Origin of the sequence: Longispora albida DSM 44784, from assembly GCF_000379825.1 — a bacterium.
GTDB classification, from domain to species: Bacteria; Actinomycetota; Actinomycetes; order Mycobacteriales; family Micromonosporaceae; genus Longispora; species Longispora albida.
In genome coordinates, this window is sequence record NZ_KB903837.1 from 1 (window position 1) to 22,818 (window position 22,818).

Consider the following 22,818-nt stretch of genomic DNA (forward strand, 5'->3'; position numbering starts at 1 on the left):
GTTCGACGGTGATTTCTGGTGCCCATCCGAGCATGTTTTTGGCGCGGGTGATGTCGGCGGCGCGGCGGGTGACGAGGACGTCGCGGGGGACGAAGATGGGTTCGACGTTGGCGCCGAGGGCTTGGATGAGGATTTTGGCGAGGGTGGCGATGGAGGTGTCGATGCCGGTGCCGATGTTGATGGGCTTGCAGTCGTGTTCGGANTCGAGGGCGGCGACGACGGATTTGGCGAGGTCGGTGACGTGGATGAAGTCCATCGACTGTTCGCCCTTGCCGTCGATGGTGGGGGCCTGGCCGGAGCGGATGCGCTGGATGAACGTGTTGATGACGCTGGTGTAGTAGGCCTCGATCTTCTGGCCGGGGCCGTAGACGTTGAAGAAGCGCAGGGCGTTCCAGGACAGGCCCTTGGTGCGCTGGTAGAAGCCGAGGAGGTCTTCGCCGGCGCGTTTGGTGATGCAGTAGGGGGTGAGGGGGGCGAGTTTGTCGTCTTCGTGCATGGGGAGGCGTTCGGGGTCGCCGTAGACGGAGGCGGTGGAGGCGAACACGAGGCGCTTGACGCCGTGGTCGGCGGCGGCGGCGAAGACGTTGTTGTTGCCGGTCATGTTGATGTCGATCGACTCGTAGGGGTCGGCGACGGACTTGTTGATGGAGACGGTGGCGAAGTGGATGACGTGGGAGCAGCCGGCCATGGCGTTGTGGACGGCGCCGCCGTAGCGGACGTCCTGCTCGACGAGCTCGACGTTCCCGCCGGCGATGAGGGCGTTGACGGCCGCGCGGTCACCACGGGCCATGTTGTCGAAGATCCGGACCTTGTAGCCCTTGTCCAGCAGGATCGGGATCACATGCAGGCCGATGAAACCAGCACCACCAGTAAACAGAACAGTCTTCTGGTCAGACATGGGGAAAGTCTCCAAAATTCACAAAACGTTCAGCTGGTACAGGGGGGAAGGAACTAGCCCTTGGCGACGGCCGTGACGACCTCGCGGACAGCGGCGGCCACCGTCTCGACCTCGGCGTCGGTCAGGTTGGCGTGCATCGGGATGGCCAGGTGGCGGGCGAAGACGTCCGCGGAGACCGGGCACGGCGACGTCTGGCCGTACAGCGGCTGGACGTGCGAGGCGTAGGTGCCGAAGTTGCACTGCACACCGCGCTCGCGCAGGCGCATCGCCACCTCGCCGCGGTCGATGCCGTGGTTCAGCGTGACGATGTAGGCCTGCCACGGGTGGGTACGGTCGGCCAGCGCGACCGGCAGCTCCAGCAGGTCGAAGTCGCCGAGCAGCTCCTGGTAGCGGTTCGCGGCGTGGGTACGCGCGGCGAGCAGGGCCGGCAGCCGGTCGACCTGCACGCTCATGATCGCTGCCTGGATGTCGGAGAGCCGGTAGTTGTAGCCCAGCTCGTCGAACTCCGGGATCGGCAGCGTCGTCGAGGCCGCGCGGTCCACGGCGGGAGCGATGCCGTAGGTGTGCAGCTTGCGGGCGTGCGCGGCGATCTCGGCGTTGGCGGTGACGAACGCGCCACCCTCACCAGCGGTGATGCCCTTGCGGCCGTGGAAGCTGAACACGGCGACGTCGGCGAGCGAGCCGGCCGGGCGGCCCTGGTACGTGGCGCCGGCAGCGCAGGCGGCGTCCTCCACCAGGAACAGGCCGTGCTTGTCGGCGATCTTGCGCAGCTCGGCGTAGTCGGCGGGCTGGCCGGCCACGTCCACGGCGATGATGCCCTTGGTGCGCGGGGTGATGAGCGCCTCGACGGAGGCCGGGTCGATGGTCCAGCTGTCCGGGCGGACGTCGGCGAAGACCGGCTTGGAGCCGTTGTACATCACCGAGTGGCCGGTGGCCGGGAAGGTGTAGTCACCGACGATGACCTCGTCGCCGGGGCCGGCCCCGAGGGTCAGCATGGCCAGGTGCAGCGCCGAGCCGCAGTTGGAGGTGGCGACGACGTGCGGGACACCCGCGACGGCGGCGAACTTCTCCTCGAAACGCTTGCACGCCGGGCCTGCGCCCGCGAGCCAGCCGGAGGCGAAGACCTCCCGGATGGCCTCGATTTCTTCCTCACCGACTGTTGGCTGACCAAGAAGTACGACGTCGGACACGGGAGCGCTCCTCACCAAGACTGATAACCGCCAAGCAGTCTAGGTGACTATCCGTCGATGACCAGGGGCGGCATAGGATTCGGGGCGACCGGCACGCTATCGGAGGCACTGTGACCAAGTATGTAGTAATTGGCGGCGGTATCGTCGGGCTGGCCACCGCCCACCGGATCATCCTGGACCGGCCGGACGCCCAGGTGACGGTGATCGAGAAGGAGACCGGCTGGGGCGCGCACCAGACCGGCCACAACAGCGGCGTGATCCACGCCGGGGTGTACTACAAGCCGGGCAGCCTCAAGGCCCGCTTCGCCAAGGCCGGCAGCGAGTCGATGGTCGAGTTCTGCCAGGAGCACGGCATCGAGTACGACGTGTGCGGCAAGCTGATCGTCGCTACGAGTGAGGACGAGCTGCCCCGGCTCAACGCGCTGCACGAGCGCTCGCTGGCCAACGGCCTGCCGGTGAAGATGATCGGCCAGGCTGAGGCGCGCGAGTACGAGCCGCACGTGGCCGCCGTCGCCGCGATGCGCGTCGCCTCGACCGGCATCGTCAACTACGGCCAGGTCTGCGTGAAGCTGGCCGAGCTGCTGGCCAAGGCCGGCGCGGACCTGCGTACCGGTACCAAGGTCACCGGACTGCGCCCGAACGGCACGGGCGTGATGGTGGAGACCACGTCCGGCGAGTTCGCCGCCGACGTCCTGGTGAACTGTGCCGGCCTGCACGCCGACAAGATCGCGCAGCTCGGCGGGATCAAGCCACCCGCCCGGATCATCCCGTTCCGCGGTGAGTACTACGAGCTGGCCCACAACCGCACCGACCTGGTGAAGGGGCTGATCTACCCGGTCCCGGACCCGCAGTTCCCGTTCCTCGGCGTCCACCTGACCAAGATGATCGACGGCAGCGTGCACGCCGGCCCGAACGCCGTGCTCGCCCTCGCCCGCGAGGGCTACACGTGGGGCAAGATCAACCTCGCGGAACTGGCCGGCACCCTCACCTACCCCGGCCTGTGGCAGATCGCCCGCCGTCACCTGAAGTACGGCATCACCGAGGTCCGCCGCTCGCTGTCGAAGTCGCTCTTCGCCGCCAGCCTGGCCCGGCTCGTCCCGGAGATCACCGAGGCCGACCTGGTGCCGTCGGCGGCCGGCGTCCGCGCCCAGGCCGTCAAGCGCGACGGTGAGCTGGTCGACGACTTCCTGATCGTCGCCAGGGGCAGCCAGGTCCACGTGCTCAACGCACCGTCCCCGGCCGCCACGGCGTCCCTGGAAATCGCCAAGCACATCGTTTCGGCGTTGCCGACCCGCTGAGGCGTGCTGCCGACCCGCTGAGGACGAATCTGGACTGCGCGAAGCGGCCTCCCACGTACAACACCGGTACGAGGGAGGCCGCTTCGCTTGCCAGATCCGCCCTCAGCGGGCCACCTCGCCTTAGATCAAGATCAAGAGCCAAATCAAGATCAATTTTTGGTGTGTACCTGGCGGGGTAAGGTGCGCTGATGACCACTCGGAAGCGCGCGGCCGTGGTATCACTGGCCGCTCTGCTGGCCCTCACGGCCTGTAGCGACGAGCCGGGCAAGGCGACCGGCGGCTCCTCGGCCGACGCCGGCCGGGCGGAGTCGGCGGCCCAGCCGAAGGCCGTGGCGGCCCAGACCCAGCCAGCCTCGCCCCCCGCCGTGCCAGCGTCGGCGGCCGGCGGAGCGTGCAGCCTGCTGGACTACGCCGGCGTCGCCTCGGCGCTGGGCGTGCAGTTCCACGTGGCCGTCGCCGGCGGCACGGCTCAGGCCCAGACCTGTGTCCTCAAGCAGTCCGACAGCCGGTACCCGGACCTGACCCTGGCCGTCGCCCCCACCAAGGCCGACGCCAAGGTGTACGCGAGCACGGTCACCCCGAAGGGCTCGGCGCCGGTGTCCGGCCTGGGCAAGTCGGCGTACAGCCGGGCGCTCGCCCCGGCGGGCCCGGCCGGGGCCGGCATCGAGGTCGGCTGGCTGTCCGCGAACGGCCGGATGCTCACCGTCCAGTTCACGCTGCCCGCTGGCGGGGACGCGGCGGCGGCCGGGGGCCTGACCCCGAAGCTCGTGGACCTCGCCAAGCAGGTCGACGCGAAGAAGTAGCGTTGTGGGACCCCTCATGTCGCTATAACGACATGAGGGGTCCCACGATCACTCAGGACTGCCCGAACACGGCTGAGGGCTTGCCCGTGTGCCACACGTTCGCGATGTGCACGTGCGCGAGCCGCCACAGCGCGCCGTCCCGCACGAGTTCCGTGGCGTACAGGTTCTTGAGCAGTACCTGCTCTCCGCCCTCCGTCACGTGCTGGGCCTCCACCAGGGCCGTCAGCCATGCCCGGTCACCGTCCACTTCGACCCGTGGATTGGTGACGGTGTGCGTGGTACCGATCGTGGCCAGCACTGTACTGATCACGGCCACGATGGTGTCCCGCCCGCTCATCAGCTCCGCCGGGAACCCGAGCTTCTCGCCGACCGGCCGGAAGTCCAGCACGGCGTCCTCAGTGAACGCCGAGGTGAACAGGTCCCAGTCCTTCAGGTCCTGCCCGAGCCCGAACCGGTAGAGCGCGTCAGTGATCGCCAGGAACTCGGCCGGATCAGCCGTCACCTGACTCGTCGTCACGTACCGAGGTGTCATACGCTCGACGCTAAAGCCTGACACCAGTGTCAGGGTCAACGCCGAGTGAGGGCGGTCACCCGTGCGCATCGGAGCACTCGCACACCGGTCAGGCGTCAGCGAACGCCTCCTCCGGTACTACGAGCAGCAGGGCCTGCTCGCGCCGTCCCGCTCGGGCAACGGCTACCGGGAGTACACAGAGGACGACCTGGCGACCGTGGCCCGGATCCGGGCGCTGCTCGCCTCCGGCCTGTCCACGACGCTCATCGCGAAGGCCCTGCCCTGCCTGGCCGGCACGCCGGACCGGCTGGCCCCCACCTGCCCCGTCCTCGTCGCCGACCTGCGCGCCGAACGCGCCCGCCTGGACACCCAGATGGCAGCCCTGGCCACCTCGGCCACCCTCCTCGACGAGGTACTGAGCAGAGAAGTTGGCCCTTGATCTTGATCTTGCTCTAAGGCGAGGTGGCCCGCTGAGGGCGGATCTGGCAAGCGAAGCGGCCTCCCTCGTACCGGTGTTGTACGTGGGAGGCCGCTTCGCGCAGTCCAGATTCGTTCTCAGCGGGTCGGCACTACAGAACGAAGACCTTGGACGCTGTGTCTCTGGTCAGCTTGAGCGTCGCCTTCGGCGCGACCACCGTCACCCCGCTGCGGTCCCCGGTGACCGTGACCATCGCCCCCGGGTTGATGCCCGCGCTGTGCAGCTCGCGGAGGGTCTCGCCGTCGACCTGGACGCTCTCGCAGATCCGGGTGACCTTGACCGGGCCGACCAGCCCGGCTGTGGTCAGGTTGCGCTCGGCCGTGGTCTCCTCGGCGTGGGCTCCGAAGACCTCCAGGCCCGGAATCGGGTTCCCGTAGGGCGAGCGGGTCGGGCGCTTGAGCAGGTCGTAGACGCGGCGCTCGACGGCGTCGCTCATGACGTGCTCCCAGCGGCAGGCTTCCTCGTGGGCTTCCTCGTAGGGCATGCCGATCACGTCGACCAGCAGCAGCTCCGCGAGCCGGTGCTTGCGCATGACGGCGACGGCGTGCTCGCGGCCCTCCGACGTCAGCTCCAGGTGCCGGTCGTCCTGGACCTGGAGGAGACCGTCCCGCTCCATCCTGGCGACGGTCTGGCTCACGGTCGGGCCGCTCTGGTGCAGGCGCTCGGCGATCCGGGCCCGCAGGGCCGGAACACCTTCCTCCTCCAGCTCGAGGATGGTGCGCAGATACATCTCAGTGGTGTCAACCAGCTCGTTTATCGTTCTCACCTCTTCCGGCGACTGACGGGAAACTCCGCGAGGGGCCTCCCGGATGAAGAGGTGCCCACCGGCTCTTTCACGGCTTGTGCCCTCCCGTCCGATCATGTTACCCGCGACGTACGACAAACTGTCCGAGTGAGCCCTCTGCTGAGCGCCGGCCAGCTCGCCGGCCTTTCCCAGGTGACCATCGTCGACGTCCGCTACCGGCTGCTCGGCCCGCCCGGCCGGGGTGACTACGAGGCCGGGCACATCCCCGGCGCCGTCTTCCTCGATCTCGACGCCGACCTGTGCGGCACGCCGGGCCCGGGTGGCCGCCACCCGCTGCCCGACCCGGCTGACCTGCAGGAATCCCTGCGCCGGGCCGGTATCCACCCGGATGTCCCGGTCGTGGTCTACGACGGTGGTGACGGCCTCGGGGCCGGCCGGGCGTGGTGGACGCTGCGCTGGGCCGGCCTGACCGAGGTGTACGTGCTCGAGGGTGGCTTCCCGTCCTGGGAGGCAGCCGGTGGCCCGGTCAGCGCCGACGTTCCGGTGGTCGAGCCGAGTGAGCTGGTCGTCAAGCCGGGCGGCATGCCGGTCGTCGACGCCGAGGGCGCTCTGGAGCTGGCCCGGCAGGGCAAGCTGTTCGACGTGCGGGCCCCGGAGCGGTTCCGTGGCGAGACGGAGCCGATCGACCCGGTGGCCGGGCACATCCCCGGTGCGCGGAACGCCCCCGGCGACCTGCCTGCCGACCTGCCCAGGGACGAGCCCTTCGGCCTGTACTGCGGCTCCGGCGTGACCGCGGCCCGCGCGGCGCTGGCAGCGGTCGTGGCCGGGTTCGAACAGCCGGTCGTGTACGTCGGCTCGTGGAGTGGGTGGATCACGGACCCGCAGCGGCCCGTCGCGGTGGGAGACTAGCCAGGTGACGTTACTGGTCTGGAGCGAGGACCTGCGGTCCTACGACCTTGGCGAGCACCCGCTCGACCCTGTCCGGCTGGAGCTGACCTGGGCGCTGGCCGGGCAGCTCGGCGTGCTGGACCGGCCGGGCGTGGTGATCCGCCCGGCCGTGGCGGCCAGCGAGCAGGACCTGCTCCGGGTGCACTCCCAGGACTACCTCAGCGCGGTACGCCGGGCGCCGGACGAGATCTACTTCTCCGGGTACGGGCTGAACACGCCGGACAACCCGCTGTTCGACGGCATGTACGAGGCGAGCGCCCTGGTGTCCGGCGCGACGATGATGGCGGCCGAGGCGGTGTGGTCGGGGGAGTTCCGCCGGGCGGTCAGCCTGGCCGGTGGCCTGCACCACGCGTTCCGCGCGTCGGCGGCCGGGTTCTGCGTGTTCAACGACCCGGCTGTGGCGATCGCCCGCCTGCTGGAGCTCGGCGCGGAGCGCGTCGCGTACATCGACATCGATGTGCATCACGGTGATGGCGTGCAGTCGATCTTCTACGACGACCCGCGGGTCATGACGGTCAGCCTGCACGAGACCGGGTACGCGCTGTTCCCCGGCACCGGGTTCGCCGCGGAGACCGGCGGGCCGGGCGCGGAGGGCACGAGTGTCAACGTGGCGCTCCCGCCGGAGACCGGTGACGCCGGCTGGCTGCGGGCCTTCCACGCTGTCGTGCCGGGCGTGCTCCGCGCGTTCAAGCCGCAGATCCTGATCACGCAGTGCGGGGCGGACCCGCACCGGCTGGACCCGCTGGCCGACCTGCGGATGACAGTGGACGGGCAGCGCGCGGCGCAGCTGGCGCTCCGTGACCTGGCGGAGGAGCTGTGCGAGGGCCGGTGGGTCGCGACAGGCGGCGGCGGGTACTCGCTGGCCAACGCGGTACCCAGGGCCTGGACCCACCTGCTCGCCACCGCCACCGGCATCCCGCTCGACCCGGCCACGCCGATCCCGCCGAAGTGGCGCAAGCTGGCTGCCCAGCGCCGCCCGCACGACGAGCTGCCGCTGAGGATGACCGACGACGGCTCGGAGAAGTACCTGCCGTGGCAGCCGGGTCTTACGCCAGACCCGCTCGACCGGGCGATCCTCGCGAGCCGGCAGGCCGTGTATCCGCTGCACGGGCTGGACCCGCTGGATGCACGAGACTAGGGACAGCAGTGAGCCCGGTGCCGGGGAGTATCCCCAGCACCGGGCGGCCGACGTGCTGCTCGCCGACGGTGGCACCGTCCACCTGCGCCCGATCCGGCCCGCCGACGGGCCGGCCATCCGGGCCATGCACAGCAAGCTGTCCCAGCGGACGAGGTACTTCCGCTACTTCTCGCCGTACCCGAGGATCCCGGACCGTGATCTCGTGCGGTTCACCACAGTGGACCACCACGCGCGGGAGGCCCTGGTCGCGGCGCTCGGTGAGGAGATCATCGCCGTCGCGAGGTACGACCGGCTGCCGGACGGGGCCGCCGAGGTCGCGTTCGTCGTGCAGGACGAGCACCAGGGGCGCGGGCTGGGCTCGGTGCTGCTCGAACACCTGGCGGCCGCCGCCCGCGAGGAAGGCATCGAGCAGTTCGTCGCCGAGGTGCTCCCGGAGAACGGCTCGATGCTCCGCGTCTTCTCCGACGCCGGGTACTCCGTCGACCGTTCGTACGCCGACGGCGTCGTCCACCTCGTCTTCGACAACGCCCCCACCGAGGCGTCGATCACCGTCGCGCGGGAACGGGAGGCCCGGACGGAGTCGGTGTCGATCGCGCGCCTGCTGACGCCGGGTGCGGTCGCGGTGTTCGGGGCTTCGACCCGCGTGCCCGGCATCGGGTACACCCTGCTCAGGAGCCTGCGGACCGGCGGGTTCACGGGGGAGATCTATCCGATCCACCCGAGGGCGCGGACGGTGCAGGGGCTGACGGCGNACCGCTCGGTGCGTGATGTGCCCGGCCCCGTAGACCTCGCTATCGTCGCCGTGCCGGCCGCGTCGGTGCCGCAGATCGTCGAGGACTGCGCGGCGGTCGGCGTCCACGGGCTCGTGATCGTCTCCAGTGGATTCGCCGAGACCGGCGACCCGGAACGCGTCGAGGCCCAGCGCGAGATCGTCCGCGAGGCCCGGCTGCGCGGCATGCGGATCATCGGCCCCAACTGCCTGGGCATCGCCAACACCGACCCGGCCGTGAAGCTCAACGCCACCCTCGCACCCGTGCTGCCGGAGCCGGGCCGGGTCGGCTTCTTCTGCCAGTCCGGCGCGCTGGGTGTCGCGCTGCTCGCCGAGGCCGGGCGCAGGGGCCTGGGACTGTCCAGCTTCGTCTCCGCCGGTAACCGCGCCGACGTGTCCGGCAACGACCTTCTCCAGTACTGGCATGCCGACGCCGGCACCGACGTCGTCCTCCTGTACCTGGAGACCTTCGGTAACCCGAGGAAGTTCGCGCGCCTGGCCCGCAGCATGGGCCGGGACAAGCCGATCGTGGCCGTCGCCGCCCGGCGCAGCGACTCGGGGCCGGACGAGCGCGGCGTCGAGGCACTGTTCGCCCAGTCCGGCGTGATCCGGGTCGACACGGTGGCCGAGCTGTTCGACACCGGCCTGCTGCTGGCCCGGCAGCCGCTCCCGGCCGGGCCGGGCGTGGCGATCGTCGGCAACAGCGCGGCCCTCGGCCTCGTCGCCGAGCAGGCGTGCGCGCAGGCGGGCCTGACCGTCGCCCCCGGGTGCCCGGCGGAGACGGCCGAGCTGGTCAAGGCGATCCGGGCCGCGAACGCCGACCCGGCCGTCGACGCGCTGATCGGCGTGTTCGTGCCGCCGGTCGTGGGGACGGCTGCCGAGTACGCCAGCATTCTCAGCGAGGAGGCCGACGGCAAGCCGATCGTCGCGGCGTTCGTGGCCGAGGGCGTGCTCGACCACCATGCCGAGGGCGTCGTCCCGCACTACCAGTCGGTGGAGGCCGCAGTCGCGGCGCTGGGCCGGGTCGCCCGGTACGCGGACTGGCGGCGGACACCGGCGAGCCCGCCCTCCGGGGTGGACGTGGACGGGAGCGGGGCGCCGGGGGACCTGCTCAGCCAGTACAAAATCAGGGTTTTGCCAGCCCGCACGGCCCGGGGTGGCGCAGCGGTGCTGGCGGCGGCGAAGGACCTGGGCTATCCGGTCGCGGTGAAGATCGCGTCCGCGGAGCTGCGGCACCGCCTGGATCTGGGTGCTGTCCGGCTGAATCTCGCGACGTCGGCCGAGGTGTCGCGTGCCGTCGCCGAGCTGGCGGAGCGCTTCGGCCCCGCGGAGCCGCTGATCGTGCAGCCGATGGCCCTGCCGGGCGTGGCGGTGGTGGTGGAGGTGGCCGAGGACCCGTCGTTCGGGCCGATCGTCGGCTTTGGACTGGCCGGGCTCGCGACAGAGCTCCTCGGCGACCGAGCCTGGCGGGCCGTCCCGCTGTCGAGGGCCGACGCCGAGCAGCTGATCCGGGCACCGCTGGCCTCGCCGCTGCTGTTCGGCCACGCCGGAGGCACGCCCGTCGACCTCGAAGCCCTCACCGACCTGCTCGTCCGGGTCGGCCAGCTCGCCGACGCCACCCCGGAACTCCGCCGCCTCGAACTCAACCCGGTGATCGTCGGCGCGTCGGGAGTCGTGGCCCTGCACGCGGCTGTCCAGCTGGGCACGGCCGAGCCGCGCGGCGACACCGGGCCGCGCCGGATGGGCTGACGTTCCCCTGATCTTCCGGGGCAGACACGCTGGCCAGGCTCGTGCTGTCCTGGTGGCATGGGGTTCTGGAGCAGGCGGCGGATGCCGGAGCTGGAGATGTACGGGCTGACCTGGCGCAGGCTCACCCCTGCCGACGAGGCGGCCGCCGAGGCGCTCGTCGAGCGTTGCCACGCGGCCGACGCCGGCCCGTCGGCGGTGTCCACGTTCGGGGCGCACCGCTTCGGCAGCAAACATTGTGCCGCGATCGGCGGCTTCGTCGGCGAACAGCTGGTGGCGGCGGTGACTGTGGTGCCTGCGGCGTCCTACCAGCCGGTCATCGGGTACGTCGATCCCGGTTACCGTGGCCGGGGCCTGGGCGGGGCCGTGCTGGACTGGGGCTTGCGGGAGGCCGGTGGGGCCTCGGAGATCCAGACGCGAGTGCTCACACCCGGCGCGCAGGCGCTGTTCGAGAGCCGTGGATTCGCGCTGACCACGGCCGAGGACACGATGACGCTCACGCTGACCAGGTCCGCGCCGATGGCCGCGCCGGAACTGCCCGCCGGGTTCACGCTCAGGCGATGGCGCGACGGGACGGCCAGTGAGTTCTGGATGGCGCACACCACGATCTTCACCGGGGATGACAGCGCGGCGGCCTCGGAAGTGTGGAAGGGCTGGGAACTCGTCCTGTCCCGCACCTATGAGGACGAGATCCACTCCTCGCTGCTCGCCTATGCCCCCGACGGCACCCCGGCCGCCATCGTCCTGGCATACGAAGGCACGATCTACCAGGCCGCAACCGCTGCCCAGTGGCGGCGGCGCGGCCTAGGCCGGGCGCTCGTCCTCGGCGCGTCAGCGCACTATCAGGCCGAAGTGGACGCCCAGTATCCCGAAGACACGGACGACACGCTCGTCGATGTCACGTTCGACGCGCTGGTCGCCGGGTCCACAGCCTTCTTCGAACGGCTCGGGTTCCGTCACACGGCCCGCGAGGCATCCTTCCGGCCCGGGCGGTAACCGGGTCTCGCCGTGCTGCGCCGATAAGATCAAGTTCTTAGGCGTACCGGCTCCGGGCCGCCCCGACCCGGACGGAGAAAGCGTGGCCCTCAGCGCCCGGCAGCTCAACCGCGCCACCCTCGACCGGCAGCTGCTCCTGCGCCGCGCGGCCCTGCCAGCCGCCGAGGCCGTCCGTACCCTGGCGGCCCTCCAGGCCCAGGAGCCGGCCTCGCCGTACCTGGCCCTCTGGAACCGCCTCGCGGACTTCGACCCCGCTGAGCTCACAGCGGCCTTCGCGAACCGGGAAGTCGTCAAGGCGACCCTGATGCGCGTCACGCTGCACGCCGTCCACGCCAGCGACTACCCGTACTTCCACGCGGCGATGCTGCCGGCCCTGCGCGCCCCGCGCCTGAGTGACAAGCGGTTCACGGTCAGCGGACTGTCCACTCTGGAAGCCGACGCGCTGCTGCCGGACCTCGCGGACTTCACGCGCTCGCAGCCCCGTACCAACGCTGACGTCGAGGCGATGCTGGCCGGGCGGCTGGGCGGGCACCGGGAAGGGCTGTGGTGGGCGCTGCGGACCTACGCCGCCCTGCACCACGCGCCGACCGGCGGCCCCTGGTCGTTCCAGAAGTCACCGTCCTATCTGGCCGCTCCGGGCTCGCCGCCCCCGTCTCCGTCGGCGGGCGAAGGTGTCCAGCGCCTGATCCTCCGGTACCTGGCGGCCTTCGGCCCAGCACTGCCCGCCGACATCGCGCAGTTCACGCTGCTGAAACGCACCGTCGTCCGCGAGGCGCTCACCTCACTCGGATCCCGGGTCACCGGCGTGGCCGGCCCGGGCGGCTCGACGCTCTACGACATCCCCGGCGGCGAGTACCCGGCCGGCGACACCCCGGCGCCGCCCCGCCTGCTGCCGATGTGGGACAGCACCCTGCTCGCGTACGACGACCGGAGCCGGATCCTCCCGCCCGAGTACCGCGCGACGGTCATCCGGCGCAACGGCGACGTCCTGCCGGCCCTGCTCGTCGACGGCTACGTGGCCGGCGTCTGGCGCCTCGTCGACGAGGGCATCGAGGCCACCGCGTTTCACCAGCTGAGCCGCGAACAGTGGGACGGCCTGGCCACCGAGGCCGCCACCCTCCGCGGCTTCCTCGCCGACCGCGACCCGGCCGTGTACCGGTACTACCACCACTGGTGGCGCAAAGGCCTGCCCGGCGCGGATGTCCGCATCGTCGGCGGATGATGCGCACAAGTGGCTCGGCGACTGGGCGCTGGTAGCCGGGTGAGAACCGGGCAGGCTGCGCCAGCCGTGCAGTTCGGGTGTTCCGTGCGTTCTGGGTATTCTCCGGAATAGGAGTACGATGGGAATATCCGGGTAAGGACATCCCACCTTGAGGTGCCAACAGGCCGGCTCGAGCTGGGGGCCATGATGCCCACCCTGTCACCCGGATTCCGCACTACGCCCCGTGATCTGACGCCCCGTGACCTGCTGCCAGCGACGCAGGCGGCGCGCCCCGTTCTCCGGCTCCGGATACGCGCCACGGCTGCCCACGGCTGTTTTCTCGATGGCTGCTGGTGGCCGTGGTCGAGTGATCCCGCAGCCGAGGTACCAAGGCTCGTCGTGCTCCTCGACGTCCTGCGGGGACCCGTCACCAGCCTGAATCTCGGTTCGGGGGGCTGGGAGACGCACCCGGCTCAGGTCCGCGTCCGCGGGCGGGTGATCCCGCTGCGCTTCTTCGCCACCCAGCCGACGGAGCTGATCACCGCCTTCTGTGGCTCCGGTGAACGCATCGACCTCGTCGTCGTGGCTCCCGGCGCGGGGAAGGCCAGTGGCGCGGCGGCTATGGCGATAGCGGCCACCGGCAACCATGTCACCACCCCGTTCATTCCTGGCGCCCGTGTCCCGCCGCCCCGGTCCTGGACACGCGGCCTGCCGCCTGCCCGGGTCCCTGTGGCAGCCGGGGCAGGGCCCCAGGCTGCCGCCACCACCATCACCACCGTCCTCCAGGCTTCCGGCGAAGCGGCCGGAACCGCCGGGACGGTTCAGTGAGGAAAGAAGCCGATCATGACTAGCACGATTCCCGAGACGGCACCCCGGCTGCGCCTGCAGTCAGCGCTGCCCTCGCCTGTTCTGCTGGACGGCGGCTGGTGGCCACGGTCAGCCAGCCCCGAGCAGGAACTCCCCGGCCTGGTACGGGCCCTCACCACCCGCTACGGCCCGATCACCTACCTGATCCTCGCCGCGGCGCGCTGGAGTGGCCAGCCCCGGAACATCGACGTCGACGGCCGCCGGGTCCGTCTCGGCTACTTCACGTCCCAGCCTGCCGAGCTCCTCACCGCCATCTACGGGCGTGACAAGAGGGTCGACCTGCTCATCGTCCCGCCAGCCAGTAGCGAGCGGGACGCCGGCAATGCCATGAACACCGCAGCCAGCCCCGGCAACCACATCCAGGCCGCCGACATCCTCAGCGCCCTCTCCGCCCGGCGGAACGATGCCGCCTCGGCCCGGGAGAACACCTGGGAAACCGAAGGCGGCCATCTCAGAGACGAGCGAGCATCATGACCACACCCGCCCCAGCCGTCCCCGTACGGCACTATCGACGCCGCCGCCCGTGGACCGTCGCCGCCGTGGTCATCGCCTCCACGCTGGCTGCAGCCAGGCGCTCCTGGATCCCCCAGCCCGGTGCCGCCGGGCAGCCGGCCACACCCGCGCAGCCCGCAGGCTACGAACGTCGTAGCCCGGTGGGGTGGCGCAAGGCACGAGGCATGCCACCCCGCCACAAGCCCAAAGACTGAGGAACCCAGATGAACTCGCCAGAGTCTGGCAGCTTCTCCCGTGACGACGAGGCCGCCTTCCGCGACGAGGCGGCCCGCTGGCGGGACGAAGCCGCGCAAGCCCGCGACGACTCCGCCGACGCCCGTGACCGCGCCGCCGTCGACCGCGAAACATCGGACACCGAAACATCGGACACCGCATCCCCAGGGCGACCCGAACCCGGCGGCCCCGGCGCGGCCGACCGGGTCGCCGCCGCCCAGGACCGGGCCGCCGCGCAGGCGGACCGTGCGGCAGCCGCCGAGGACCGCAGGAAAGCCGCCATCAGCCGAGCCCGCCGCAAACCACCATCCCGTTAGCCCGGCTCACGTCACCGCGTCGTCGGCCAGGCGGGCGTGGAGTTCCACGTCGTACCGGGTGCCGCCGTAGCGGAGCTTCGCCCGTTCGAGGCCTTCGACGGCGAACCCGGCGGCGATGGCCACCCGGCACGAGGCGGGATTGCCGGTCCGGTGGCCGAGTTCGAGCCGGTAGAGACCGAGATCGGTGAAGGCCCACGCGGCCACGGCCCGGGTGGCGGCGCTGGCCACGCCCAGCCCCTGGCTCGACTGCGTGGTCCAGTACGAGACCCAGCCGGTGTCGTGGGCCCGGTTGATGGAGGTGACGGCGACGTTGCCGATCGGCACGCCCGCCGGGCCGGTGACCGCCCACGCGTACCCGGTCGCGTCGTCCCAGGCGGCGCGCCGGGCGGCGATCCAGGCCAGCGCGGCCTCCCGGGTACTGATCGGTGTCCCGCCCGACTGGCGGAGCATCTCGGCCGGGGCGAAGGCCTCCAGCACGGCTCCGGCGTCCTCTTCGGACCAGCGGCGCAGCAGGAGCCCCGTGCCGGTCAGCAGCTCTTCTCGCACGCCGTCCATGCTCCGGGCCTCGTCAAGCGAAAACAGCCCCCGTCAACAGCGCGACCGCCCGGCTCCACAGTGGAACCGGGCGGTCGCGCTGACGATCAGGCGTAGGACATCAGCCGGTCGGCGCGCTCCGGCTGCCGGAGCTTCTTCAGCGTCTCCTGCTCGATCTGGCGGATCCGCTCGCGGGACAGGCTGAACTCCTTGCCGACCTCCTCCAGCGTGCGCTGGCGGCCGTCGTCGAGGCCGTAGCGCAGCCGGATGACGGCCTGCTCCCGCTGGGAGAGCGTGGACAGCACGATCGCCATCTCCGAGCGCAGCTCCTGCTCGGCCGCCGACTCGGTCACCACCGGGGCCTGCACGGCCAGCAGGTCACCGAGGCAGCTCGCGCCGTCCTCGCCGACCGGCTGGTCGAGGCTTACCGGCTCGCGGTTGTACGACAGCAGCTCCAGCACGTTGTGCGTCTCGACCTCCAGCGCCACGGCCAGCTCCTGCATGCTCGGCTCGCGGCCCAGCTCCGTGGTCAGGGCGCGCTGGGTGCGGGTCAGCCGCGCCAGCTGCTCGACCATGTGCATGGGGATCCGGATCGTGCGGCCCTGGTCGGACAGTGCCCGGCTGAGTGCCTGGCGGATCCACCACGTGGCGTACGTCGAGAACTTGTAGCCCTTGGTGTAGTCGAACTTCTCCACGGCCCGGATCAGGCCGATGTTGCCTTCCTGGATCAGGTCGAGGAAGGCGAGGCCCTTGCCCGTGTACCGCTTGGCGATGCTCACCACGAGGCGCAGGTTGGCCTCCAGCAGCCGCTGCTTGGCGCGCTTGCCGTCGTTGGCGACGATGACCAGGTCGAAGTCCGTCTCGCCCCTGGTCAGCTTCTCCTCGGCGAACAGCCCGGCTTCGATGCTCTTGGCCAGTTCGACCTCTTCGACGGCAGTGAGCAGTTTGATCTTGCCAATGCCGTTCAGATAGGCCCGGACGAGGTCGCTCGTGGTCCCGGTCTGCGGCTCCATCACGTGCTCGTCTCCCCGAAGTTGATGCCTGAAGGGTGGGTCCCGCGCTGCCGGCTGGGCCGGCGTCCGGCGGGATTACTTGACTGTGGCCACAAGACTGGACCCTCGGGCGTGAAGTGGGGGTAAGGCCGGCCGGGAGGTGGCACGAATCCGGGAGCTTTCTACGAGTTGTAGAATCCCGGCGACGTGTCCTGTTGAGCGATGCACCCGAGGAGTTGTCTGCTGATGGCCCGGCTCGGCGAACTCGAGCACTCCGTGATGGAGGTGCTCTGGTCGGCTGGTGGTCCCTGCACGGCCCGCGAGATCCTCGACGCGCTGCCCGGCCCGGAGCTGGCCGCGACCACGGTCCTCACCGTCCTGTCCCGGCTGGAACGCAAGGGCCTGGTCGGGCGGGACCGCGACGGCCGGGCCCACCGGTACCGTGCCGTGGCCGGCCGGGAGGACCACGTCGCCGCCCTGATGCGTGAGGCGCTCGACGGGGCCTCCGACCGGGGCGCTGCTCTCGCACGGTTCGCCGACCAGGTGGACCCGGACGACGCGGCGGCGCTCGCCTCGGCCCTCGCCGAGGCCGTCCGCCGCCGCTCGGTGCCGTAGCCGCGAGAACGTAGTCATGACCACGAGAGACACGAGAGAGTCGCCATGACCTGGCTGGCCCTGGTCGTGCTCGCGCTGGTGCTGCTCTGGCCCGCCCCGCTGCTGCTGGCGAGGGCGCGCTGGCCGCACCGTGAGCCCCGGGCCGCGCTCGTGCTCTGGCAGGCGTTCGGGCTGGCCGGCGGGCTGGCGCTCGTCGGGGCCGCGCTCGCCATCGCCCTGGCCCCGCTCCGCGAGGGGCTGTTCGGCGGGCTCCACACAGTACTCACGCGGGGCATGGCCGGGCTGTCCTGGGCGCACGCTGGCCTGCTCGCGGTGGCCCTCGGGCTCGGGGCCTGGCTCACCGGGGTGCTCGCTCACCGTTTTGTCCGTACTGTCCTCACTCAGCGCCGTCACCGCGAGCTGCTCGACCTCGTGGCCGAGCCCTGGCCGGTGAAGGACGGCGGTCCGGGCTCCGGGACGCGCGAGGGTTTCGGCGGCGACCCCGCGCACGGCCGGGTGCTGTCCCACCCGCAGGCCGTCGCCTACTGCGTCCCCGGCGCCGATCCGCGCGTCGTTCTCAGCTCCGGAGCGCTCGATCTGCTCGACGAGGCTGAACTGTTCGCGGTCGTCGCCCACGAGCGCGCGCACCTGGCCGAGCGGCATGATCTCGTCGTGCTGGCGTTCACGGCGTGGACTGCCGCGCTGCCCGGCCTGCCGGGTGCCCGCAAGGCCCGTTCCGCTGTGACCACGCTCATCGAGATGCTGGCTGACGACCGGGCGTGCATGGTCTGCGACCGGGCGGCCCTCGCCACTGCTCTGGCCCGGGTCGGCTCGGCTGGCGCGCCCGCCGGTGCCCTGGCCGCCGGGGGAGGAGCCACGGTCGCCCGGGTGCACCGCCTGCTGGAGCCACCCGCGCCCTCGCCGCTGATCCGCCTGGCCGCCTACTCCGGTGCCGCGCTGCTGCTCGCCGTCCCCACCCTCGCCCTGCTCCTGACCTGAGCTTCCTGACCCAAAGATCAAGATCTTCATTTGTTACCCGAGACGGAGCCCCCGCGGCCCGTCAGTACCCAGCCGGGTCCACCCCGCAGGACCGCAGGCTCGACGGCACCGGGGCGAGATCACGGAACACTCCGCAGGATCGCCAGAGCCTCGTCCCGGCCGCCGACCCCCTCCAGCCGGTAGGTGATCCCGCTCCGGACCCAGATCAGGGTCGGGCCGGCCAGCCGCGCGACACCGGTCCGCTGGGTCATGGCGCGGTCGAAGTACAGGAGGTCGTGCGGTCCGGGCAGCCAGAGCGCGTCGTCGAGCTCGCGGACGGCGACCCGCTGGGCCTGGCCGTACACGTGCTTCTCGAAGACGCCCCGGCCGTCGAAGACGTCGACCCGGACCGTCCCGCCCCGGTAGAACAGCGAGACCACCCTGGGGCGGCCCTGCGCGTCGGGGTCGAGCGCCACGGCCCGCTCCGGGGTACCGAGGGCCGCCGGCGTCGCGACCCAGGGAGGAACGGCCATCGGCGACTCGCTCGGGGAGGCGGATACCGGGCCGGGGGAGCCCGACGGCTGGCCGGGCGCGCCCCGGTGCACGACGACCCCGCCGATCCGGATGATCCGCTCGAAGACGTCGGCGACCACGCGCCGGGCTGGCGGGACGGCCAGTACGACCGCCGCCGCCACCAGCAGGGCGAGCGCGATGCCGAGCCTGCCGCGCAGCCGGTCCAGTGCCCGGCTGGTCCTGGACTTCACGGTGCCCTTCGGCCAGCCCAGCAGTTCCGCGGTCTCGCTTTCGCTGTGGTCGAGCAGGTAGCGGTACGTGAGGACGTCGCGGTCGGGTGCGCTGAGGCCCCGGATCGCGGTGAGCAGCAGTTCGCGGTCCTCGGCGGGCAGCGGTTCCTCCGGCGGGCGGCCGGCGAGCGCTGCCTGCCGGGCGTGGGCGGCGCCCCGGCGGCTGCGCGAGCGGTGCAGGTTACGGGTCTCGTTGGCGACGATGGCCAGCAGCCAGGACCGGAAGCCCGCGTCGCCCCGGTACGTGCCGAGCTTGCGGTACGCCTTGACCAGGGCGTCCTGCACGACATCCTCGGCCTCGGTACCGGCGCCGAGCAGCTCGGCACACCGGCGGGCCGCCGGCCGGTGCTCCCGTACCAGGTCCTCGAACGCGGCCTCGTCGCCGCGCCGGGCAGCCGCGATCCGCTCGGTCTCGTCCACGCCGTAATGACACCACCGCGCAACCATCGGATCCAGTGGAACTTCTCGGGCGGCAGCGGTGTCCCCAGGGCATGATGACGACTCGACGTACCCTGCTCGCGTTTGGACTGGCCGCCGCGCTGACCGGCTGCCGGGAGACTCCCGCCGCTGGACCGGCCAGCCCGGGCCGGAAGCCCGACCCGCTGCCCGGCCGCCTGATCCTCGACTCCGCCGAGGGCCTGGTACTGCTCACTGACGGCCAGCGGAAGGTACTCGGCGCGGGTGTTCTCGCGCTGGACAGCAGGACAGCGCATACCGCCCGCCCCGACGGCGGCCGCACCATAGTGGAGCGTCACGACCTCGCAGCCTCCACAGTGATCGGTTCGCACACGCTCGAAGGCCGGTGGCGGGTCAAGGCCGCAGCCCCACTGGGCGGGCCGGTCGTGCTCACCTCGGACGGGGAGACCGGCAGCCGCACCACCCTGACCCTGATCGGCCCGGCCGGCCCCCGGCGGCTGGAACTGGACGGCCGGATCGAGCCGGAAGCCTTCGCCACGGACAACAGCTCACTGTTCGTCCTGGACTGGCTGCCACCCGCCGCGCCCGACCGCTACCGCGTCCGCAGCCTCGACCTGGCCAGCGGGCAGGTGAACCCGCTGCTGACCAGGGCGAAACTCCCGGTACCGCCGAGGGCCGAGGAGGAGATGCGCGGCCAGGGCCGGCAGGCGGTCGTCAGCCCGGACGGGCAGGTCCTGTACACCCTGTACACGCACCAGCCGGAGCACCAGCACACCCGGGATCTGGTCGCGGGCCGGCCAGGCGGCGTACACGCCTTCGTGCACACGCTGAACCTCGCCCAGGGCTGGGCGTACTGCGTGGACCTGCCGGCACCCTTCGGCGAGGGACCGCCCGCCGGGCACGCCCTGGCACTGTCCCCGAACGGCGGGACGCTCTACGTCGCCGACGCCGCGCACGGGCGGATCGCGGTGGTCGACACCACCAACCTCACCGTACCCACGGTGCTGACCGGCCTGCCCGTCTCCGACCGGCCGGCCTGGCTGGCCGCCGCTGGTGAGGGCGGCGCCTGGCTGGCCGCCGGGCGTACCCTCCAGCGGATACGGAACTACCAGGCGGCCGAGCGCCGTGAGCTGGAACGGGAGCTGACCGGGCTACAGCTCGACGGGCCGGGCCAGCTGCTCTACCTGTCCGACGCGGAGGGCGTGGAATGGCTGGCTCCGGACACCGGGACGCGGCGCGGGCGGCTCCAGGTACCGGGCGGGCGGGGGCTGGTGCACGCGGTGTGACGTCCGGGCGCGGCGGCCGGCCCGGGTGAGCCTGCGGCCCTGCGGGGTGGACAAGGCTGGAACCGCAGGGCAGCCGGGGCGCGCCGCCGCCGGTAACACATCAAAGATCTTGGTCTTTGTTTTTATCCTGTGGCAGGTCAGCGCGTCGGCCAGGCAGGATCGGCTGATGGCTGACGTGAATGACCTCACCTGGCGGACCGCGACGACGGCCGATGCTCCCGCCGCGAGCCGGCTCCTCAACCGGCTGCACGCGGAGACCGGCTTCGGCCGGGAGGCGACACCTGACCTGGTCGAGCACTTCTGGCGGACGAGGACCCGGCCCGAGCGGGTCCGCCTGGCCTTCGCCCCGGACGGCGAGCCGGTCGCCTACGGCCTGCTGGGCAACCCGGCGGGCCCGGAGCGCCGGATGGAGCTGCCCGGCGCAGTGCTCCGCGCGTGGCAGGGGCTCGGCGTGGGCCGGCGGATGGTGGAATGGCAGCTCAGCCAGGTGCCGGAAGGCTGGTTCCCGGTCTTCGGCACCGACGCCGCCGACGAGCCGGCCGCGCGGCTCTACGCCCGCTACGGCTTCGTGCCCGAGCGCCACTACATCACCATGGCCCGCGACACGGCGACGCCGGTCTCAGTGTCCACTCTGGACGGCCTGTCGATCACGCCCTTCCGCCCCGAACTCGCCCGTGCTCTCTGGGCAGCCCACATGGAGGCGTTCACCGGCCACTTCGCCTGGTACCCGAGCACGTACGAGGAATGGAGCGGCCGGTCGATGGGCAACCCGGAGTTCCGCCCCGACCTGACCTTCCTGGCCTGTGACGGTGACGAGGTCGCCGGGTACCTGATCTCGTACAACCACGACGACCCCGTCCTCATCTCCACGATCGGCACCCGCAAGGCGTGGCGGGGCCGGGGCATCGCTTCGGCACTGATCGGCACGGCCATCCTCGCCGCCCGCCAGGCCGGGCACGCCTCGGCCCGGCTCATGGTGGACAGCGCGAACGGCAGCGGCGCGGCCGGCGTCTACGAACGCGCGGGCTTCACCGAGACCGGCCGCCGCATCTCCTACGCGCGTCAGCCGTAGCCAAGTACGCGTCAGCTGTAGTCGAGGAACCCGCGTTCGACCAGGTTCGCCACGACCGGCACCGCGGCGGCCGCCAGCTCCTCCTCGTCGAGCCCGTGGGCGACGGCGAGGAGGCCCAGCTGGTCGGCCAGCGTCAGGTCCCCCGTGGACGAGGCCACCAGCGCGGCTGTCGCCTCGTCGACGGCCTCGGTCCAGTGCAGGCCGCTGGTCTGGGCGAGGGTCCGCCGGACGGTCTCCCAGCCTTCCGGGCCGGCTTCGGCCTCGGAGTACAGCCGCAGGTCCGGCGCGGCGGTGAACCGGGCGCCCAGCAGGGGAGTGGTCCGCAGGAAGTCCTGCCGGTCGAACCAGTCCAGCACCCTGGCCCCGAAGGGCTGTTCGATCTCCTGGTGCAGGTCCTCGATCCGGACCCGGGGGAAGCCGCCGGTGCTCCGCTTCCGCAGCGAGATCATGCCGAAGCCGACCGCCTCGATCCGCTGCTCGTCGAACCAGTCCAGCCAGGCGGCTGCCCGCTGCGCGTCGAACTGGTCGCCGGAGTCGCGCAGCCACAGCTGCACGTAGGACACCGGGTCGGTCACCTCACGCTGGATGACCCAGCCATCGACATGGGTACCGGCCAGCCAGGACGCGACCCGCTCCTGCCAGGGCTCGCCCTCGACGTGCGCCCAGTTGGCGAGGAACTGGAGGTGCCCGCCCTCGGTCAGCAGCTCGTCGGCCCGGCCGGCCAGCTCGGCGCAGATCCCGTCGGCGGGCCGGCCGGAGTCGCGGTAGATGTGCGAACCCTCACCGGGGCCGATCACGAACGGCGGGTTGCTGACCACCAGGTCGAACCGGCGGCCGGCCACCGGCTTCGTCATGTCCCCGTACAGCAGCTCCCAGTCCATCCCGTTCAGGGCTGCCGTGGTGGCGGCGAAGCGCAGCGCCCGCTCCGACAGGTCGGTGCCGGTCACGTGCTGGGCGTGGGTGGACAGGTGCAGTGCCTGGACCCCGCAGCCGGTACCGAGGTCCAGCGCCGTGGCCACCTTCGGCCGGACAGTGGCCAGCGCCAGCGTGTTGGACGCGCCGCCCACCCCGAGCACGTGGTCGGCCCGGAGCGGCTGGCCGGGGCGGAGCAGTTCCGGTGCGTCGGCGATCAGCCACCAGTCCTCGTACGGATGCAGGTCGACCCCGGCCCGCAGCCCGCCGGGTACCGGTTCGAGCAGCCCGCCCTCCACGCAGTCGGCGACCGGCAGCGCCCGCTCCACGGCGTCGCGGTCGCAGGTCTGCCCGCACACGTACAGCTTGATCAGGACGTCGAGGGGCTCGTCGCCGAGGATGCGCAGGGCCGGGCGGAAGTCGTTGCGGCTGAGCGCGTCCTGGGCCTCGTGGCCGAGCCGGTCCTCGACGCCTTGCCTGGTGTAGTTGGCCGCGCTGAGTGCCGCGCGGAGCCGGTCGATCCCGGCGGGCTGGAGAAGCGGTGTGATCTGCACCCGGACATCCTCGCGCATCACATTGGCGGCTGCTGGCGCATGGCC

23 protein-coding genes are annotated in these 22,818 nt (G+C 71.6%); 15 read left to right on the forward strand and 8 right to left on the reverse strand.

Going from position 1 to position 22,818, the window contains the following annotated elements; translation table 11 throughout:
* Together A3G1_RS0128135 and A3G1_RS0128140 are read right to left on the reverse strand one after the other, a co-directional pair.
* Positions 1–898 (reverse strand): NAD-dependent epimerase/dehydratase family protein (locus A3G1_RS0128135; RefSeq protein ID WP_018352845.1); only part of this gene is annotated, 898 nt, incomplete at its 3' end.
* Positions 899–951: 53 nt separating this feature from the next.
* Positions 952–2,088: a DegT/DnrJ/EryC1/StrS family aminotransferase gene (locus tag A3G1_RS0128140; RefSeq protein WP_018352846.1), complete on the reverse strand. Its 1,137-nt coding sequence runs from the start codon at positions 2,086–2,088 to the stop codon at positions 952–954.
* A gap of 110 nt (positions 2,089–2,198) precedes the next feature.
* Here A3G1_RS0128140 and lhgO point away from each other — a divergent pair, with 110 nt between their 5' ends.
* Positions 2,199–3,386 (forward strand): L-2-hydroxyglutarate oxidase, encoded by a 1,188-nt coding sequence (gene lhgO, locus A3G1_RS0128145; protein WP_018352847.1) that lies wholly within the window; start codon positions 2,199–2,201, stop codon positions 3,384–3,386.
* Between the two features lie 188 nt (positions 3,387–3,574).
* On the forward strand, positions 3,575–4,189 hold the full coding sequence (locus A3G1_RS37245) for a hypothetical protein (protein WP_018352848.1): 615 nt from the start codon (positions 3,575–3,577) through the stop codon (positions 4,187–4,189).
* A 52-nt stretch (positions 4,190–4,241) separates the two neighbouring features.
* Here the strand turns inward: A3G1_RS37245 and A3G1_RS0128155 are convergent, their stop codons facing one another.
* Entirely contained in the window at positions 4,242–4,721 is a 480-nt protein-coding gene (locus A3G1_RS0128155; RefSeq protein ID WP_040480093.1) for a nuclear transport factor 2 family protein, read from the reverse strand.
* A 61-nt stretch (positions 4,722–4,782) separates the two neighbouring features.
* Here A3G1_RS0128155 and A3G1_RS0128160 point away from each other — a divergent pair, with 61 nt between their 5' ends.
* Entirely contained in the window at positions 4,783–5,139 is a 357-nt protein-coding gene (locus tag A3G1_RS0128160) for a MerR family transcriptional regulator (RefSeq protein ID WP_018352850.1), read from the forward strand.
* A 130-nt stretch (positions 5,140–5,269) separates the two neighbouring features.
* Here A3G1_RS0128160 and A3G1_RS0128165 read toward each other — a convergent pair whose 3' ends face one another.
* A complete protein-coding gene (locus tag A3G1_RS0128165) occupies positions 5,270–5,935 on the reverse strand; it encodes an iron-dependent transcriptional repressor DtxR (protein WP_026212611.1) in 666 nt (221 codons plus the stop codon).
* A 135-nt stretch (positions 5,936–6,070) separates the two neighbouring features.
* On the opposite strand from A3G1_RS0128165, the gene A3G1_RS0128170 reads away from it, so the two are divergent.
* The 8 genes from A3G1_RS0128170 (at position 6,071) to A3G1_RS0128205 (ending at position 14,631) form a co-directional block, all read left to right on the forward strand.
* The gene (locus A3G1_RS0128170) at positions 6,071–6,832 is read left to right on the forward strand and encodes a sulfurtransferase (RefSeq protein WP_018352852.1); all 762 of its coding nucleotides are present in this window, start codon (positions 6,071–6,073) and stop codon (positions 6,830–6,832) included.
* 4 nt (positions 6,833–6,836) lie between these two features.
* Positions 6,837–8,009, forward strand: coding sequence for an acetoin utilization protein AcuC (locus A3G1_RS0128175; protein WP_018352853.1), 1,173 nt, complete (start codon positions 6,837–6,839; stop codon positions 8,007–8,009).
* A complete protein-coding gene (locus tag A3G1_RS0128180) occupies positions 7,996–10,527 on the forward strand; it encodes a bifunctional acetate--CoA ligase family protein/GNAT family N-acetyltransferase (RefSeq protein ID WP_245563612.1) in 2,532 nt (843 codons plus the stop codon). Before A3G1_RS0128175 ends, A3G1_RS0128180 begins: the two co-directional genes overlap by 14 nt.
* Positions 10,528–10,584: 57 nt before the next feature.
* Positions 10,585–11,520 carry a GNAT family N-acetyltransferase gene (locus A3G1_RS0128185; RefSeq protein WP_157641458.1) on the forward strand — a complete coding sequence of 312 codons (936 nt, stop codon included), beginning with the start codon at positions 10,585–10,587 and terminating at the stop codon, positions 11,518–11,520.
* An 82-nt stretch (positions 11,521–11,602) separates the two neighbouring features.
* A complete protein-coding gene (locus tag A3G1_RS0128190; protein ID WP_018352856.1) occupies positions 11,603–12,742 on the forward strand; it encodes a winged helix DNA-binding domain-containing protein in 1,140 nt (379 codons plus the stop codon).
* 183 nt (positions 12,743–12,925) lie between these two features.
* Positions 12,926–13,549 carry a DUF5994 family protein gene (locus A3G1_RS0128195; RefSeq protein WP_157641460.1) on the forward strand — a complete coding sequence of 208 codons (624 nt, stop codon included), beginning with the start codon at positions 12,926–12,928 and terminating at the stop codon, positions 13,547–13,549.
* A 15-nt stretch (positions 13,550–13,564) separates the two neighbouring features.
* On the forward strand, positions 13,565–14,062 hold the full coding sequence (locus A3G1_RS37250) for a DUF5994 family protein (RefSeq protein WP_018352858.1): 498 nt from the start codon (positions 13,565–13,567) through the stop codon (positions 14,060–14,062).
* 242 nt (positions 14,063–14,304) lie between these two features.
* On the forward strand, positions 14,305–14,631 hold the full coding sequence (locus tag A3G1_RS0128205; RefSeq protein WP_018352859.1) for a hypothetical protein: 327 nt from the start codon (positions 14,305–14,307) through the stop codon (positions 14,629–14,631).
* A gap of 6 nt (positions 14,632–14,637) precedes the next feature.
* Here A3G1_RS0128205 and A3G1_RS0128210 read toward each other — a convergent pair whose 3' ends face one another.
* Together A3G1_RS0128210 and A3G1_RS0128215 are read right to left on the reverse strand one after the other, a co-directional pair.
* On the reverse strand, positions 14,638–15,186 hold the full coding sequence (locus A3G1_RS0128210) for a GNAT family N-acetyltransferase (RefSeq protein WP_018352860.1): 549 nt from the start codon (positions 15,184–15,186) through the stop codon (positions 14,638–14,640).
* Positions 15,187–15,272: 86 nt separating this feature from the next.
* Positions 15,273–16,178, reverse strand: coding sequence for a sigma-70 family RNA polymerase sigma factor (locus A3G1_RS0128215; protein WP_018352861.1), 906 nt, complete (start codon positions 16,176–16,178; stop codon positions 15,273–15,275).
* Positions 16,179–16,403: 225 nt separating this feature from the next.
* On the opposite strand from A3G1_RS0128215, the gene A3G1_RS0128220 reads away from it, so the two are divergent.
* Positions 16,404–16,772 (forward strand): BlaI/MecI/CopY family transcriptional regulator, encoded by a 369-nt coding sequence (locus A3G1_RS0128220; RefSeq protein ID WP_018352862.1) that lies wholly within the window; start codon positions 16,404–16,406, stop codon positions 16,770–16,772.
* 45 nt (positions 16,773–16,817) lie between these two features.
* Positions 16,818–17,750: a M56 family metallopeptidase gene (locus tag A3G1_RS0128225; RefSeq protein ID WP_018352863.1), complete on the forward strand. Its 933-nt coding sequence runs from the start codon at positions 16,818–16,820 to the stop codon at positions 17,748–17,750.
* A gap of 119 nt (positions 17,751–17,869) precedes the next feature.
* Here the strand turns inward: A3G1_RS0128225 and A3G1_RS41530 are convergent, their stop codons facing one another.
* Positions 17,870–18,952 carry an RNA polymerase sigma factor gene (locus A3G1_RS41530; RefSeq protein ID WP_018352864.1) on the reverse strand — a complete coding sequence of 361 codons (1,083 nt, stop codon included), beginning with the start codon at positions 18,950–18,952 and terminating at the stop codon, positions 17,870–17,872.
* A gap of 71 nt (positions 18,953–19,023) precedes the next feature.
* Here A3G1_RS41530 and A3G1_RS37260 point away from each other — a divergent pair, with 71 nt between their 5' ends.
* Together A3G1_RS37260 and A3G1_RS39140 are read left to right on the forward strand one after the other, a co-directional pair.
* Complete coding sequence (locus A3G1_RS37260; RefSeq protein WP_018352865.1) at positions 19,024–20,235, forward strand: YncE family protein; 1,212 nt, start codon at positions 19,024–19,026, stop codon at positions 20,233–20,235.
* A gap of 166 nt (positions 20,236–20,401) precedes the next feature.
* Positions 20,402–21,307, forward strand: coding sequence for a GNAT family N-acetyltransferase (locus tag A3G1_RS39140; RefSeq protein WP_018352866.1), 906 nt, complete (start codon positions 20,402–20,404; stop codon positions 21,305–21,307).
* An 11-nt stretch (positions 21,308–21,318) separates the two neighbouring features.
* Here the strand turns inward: A3G1_RS39140 and A3G1_RS0128245 are convergent, their stop codons facing one another.
* Positions 21,319–22,773, reverse strand: a complete 1,455-nt coding sequence (locus A3G1_RS0128245) for a DUF7782 domain-containing protein (protein WP_018352867.1) — start codon at positions 22,771–22,773, stop codon at positions 21,319–21,321.
* Positions 22,774–22,818: the final 45 nt, after the last annotated feature.

Excerpts from the sequence above, each read along its gene's own strand:
- A3G1_RS39140 (WP_018352866.1), top strand. The coding sequence starts at position 20,402 with ATGGCTGACGTGAATGACCTCACCTGGCGGACCGCGACGACGGCCGAT.
- A3G1_RS0128195 (WP_157641460.1), top strand. The coding sequence starts at position 12,926 with ATGATGCCCACCCTGTCACCCGGATTCCGCACTACGCCCCGTGATCTG.
- A3G1_RS0128185 (WP_157641458.1), top strand. The coding sequence starts at position 10,585 with ATGGGGTTCTGGAGCAGGCGGCGGATGCCGGAGCTGGAGATGTACGGG.
- A3G1_RS0128210 (WP_018352860.1), bottom strand. The coding sequence starts at position 15,186 with ATGGACGGCGTGCGAGAAGAGCTGCTGACCGGCACGGGGCTCCTGCTG.
- A3G1_RS0128155 (WP_040480093.1), bottom strand. The coding sequence starts at position 4,721 with ATGACACCTCGGTACGTGACGACGAGTCAGGTGACGGCTGATCCGGCC.
- A3G1_RS37260 (WP_018352865.1), top strand. The coding sequence starts at position 19,024 with ATGATGACGACTCGACGTACCCTGCTCGCGTTTGGACTGGCCGCCGCG.
- A3G1_RS0128215 (WP_018352861.1), bottom strand. The coding sequence starts at position 16,178 with ATGGAGCCGCAGACCGGGACCACGAGCGACCTCGTCCGGGCCTATCTG.
- A3G1_RS0128220 (WP_018352862.1), top strand. The coding sequence starts at position 16,404 with ATGGCCCGGCTCGGCGAACTCGAGCACTCCGTGATGGAGGTGCTCTGG.
- A3G1_RS0128225 (WP_018352863.1), top strand. The coding sequence starts at position 16,818 with ATGACCTGGCTGGCCCTGGTCGTGCTCGCGCTGGTGCTGCTCTGGCCC.
- A3G1_RS37245 (WP_018352848.1), top strand. The coding sequence starts at position 3,575 with ATGACCACTCGGAAGCGCGCGGCCGTGGTATCACTGGCCGCTCTGCTG.
- A3G1_RS37250 (WP_018352858.1), top strand. The coding sequence starts at position 13,565 with ATGACTAGCACGATTCCCGAGACGGCACCCCGGCTGCGCCTGCAGTCA.
- A3G1_RS0128205 (WP_018352859.1), top strand. The coding sequence starts at position 14,305 with ATGAACTCGCCAGAGTCTGGCAGCTTCTCCCGTGACGACGAGGCCGCC.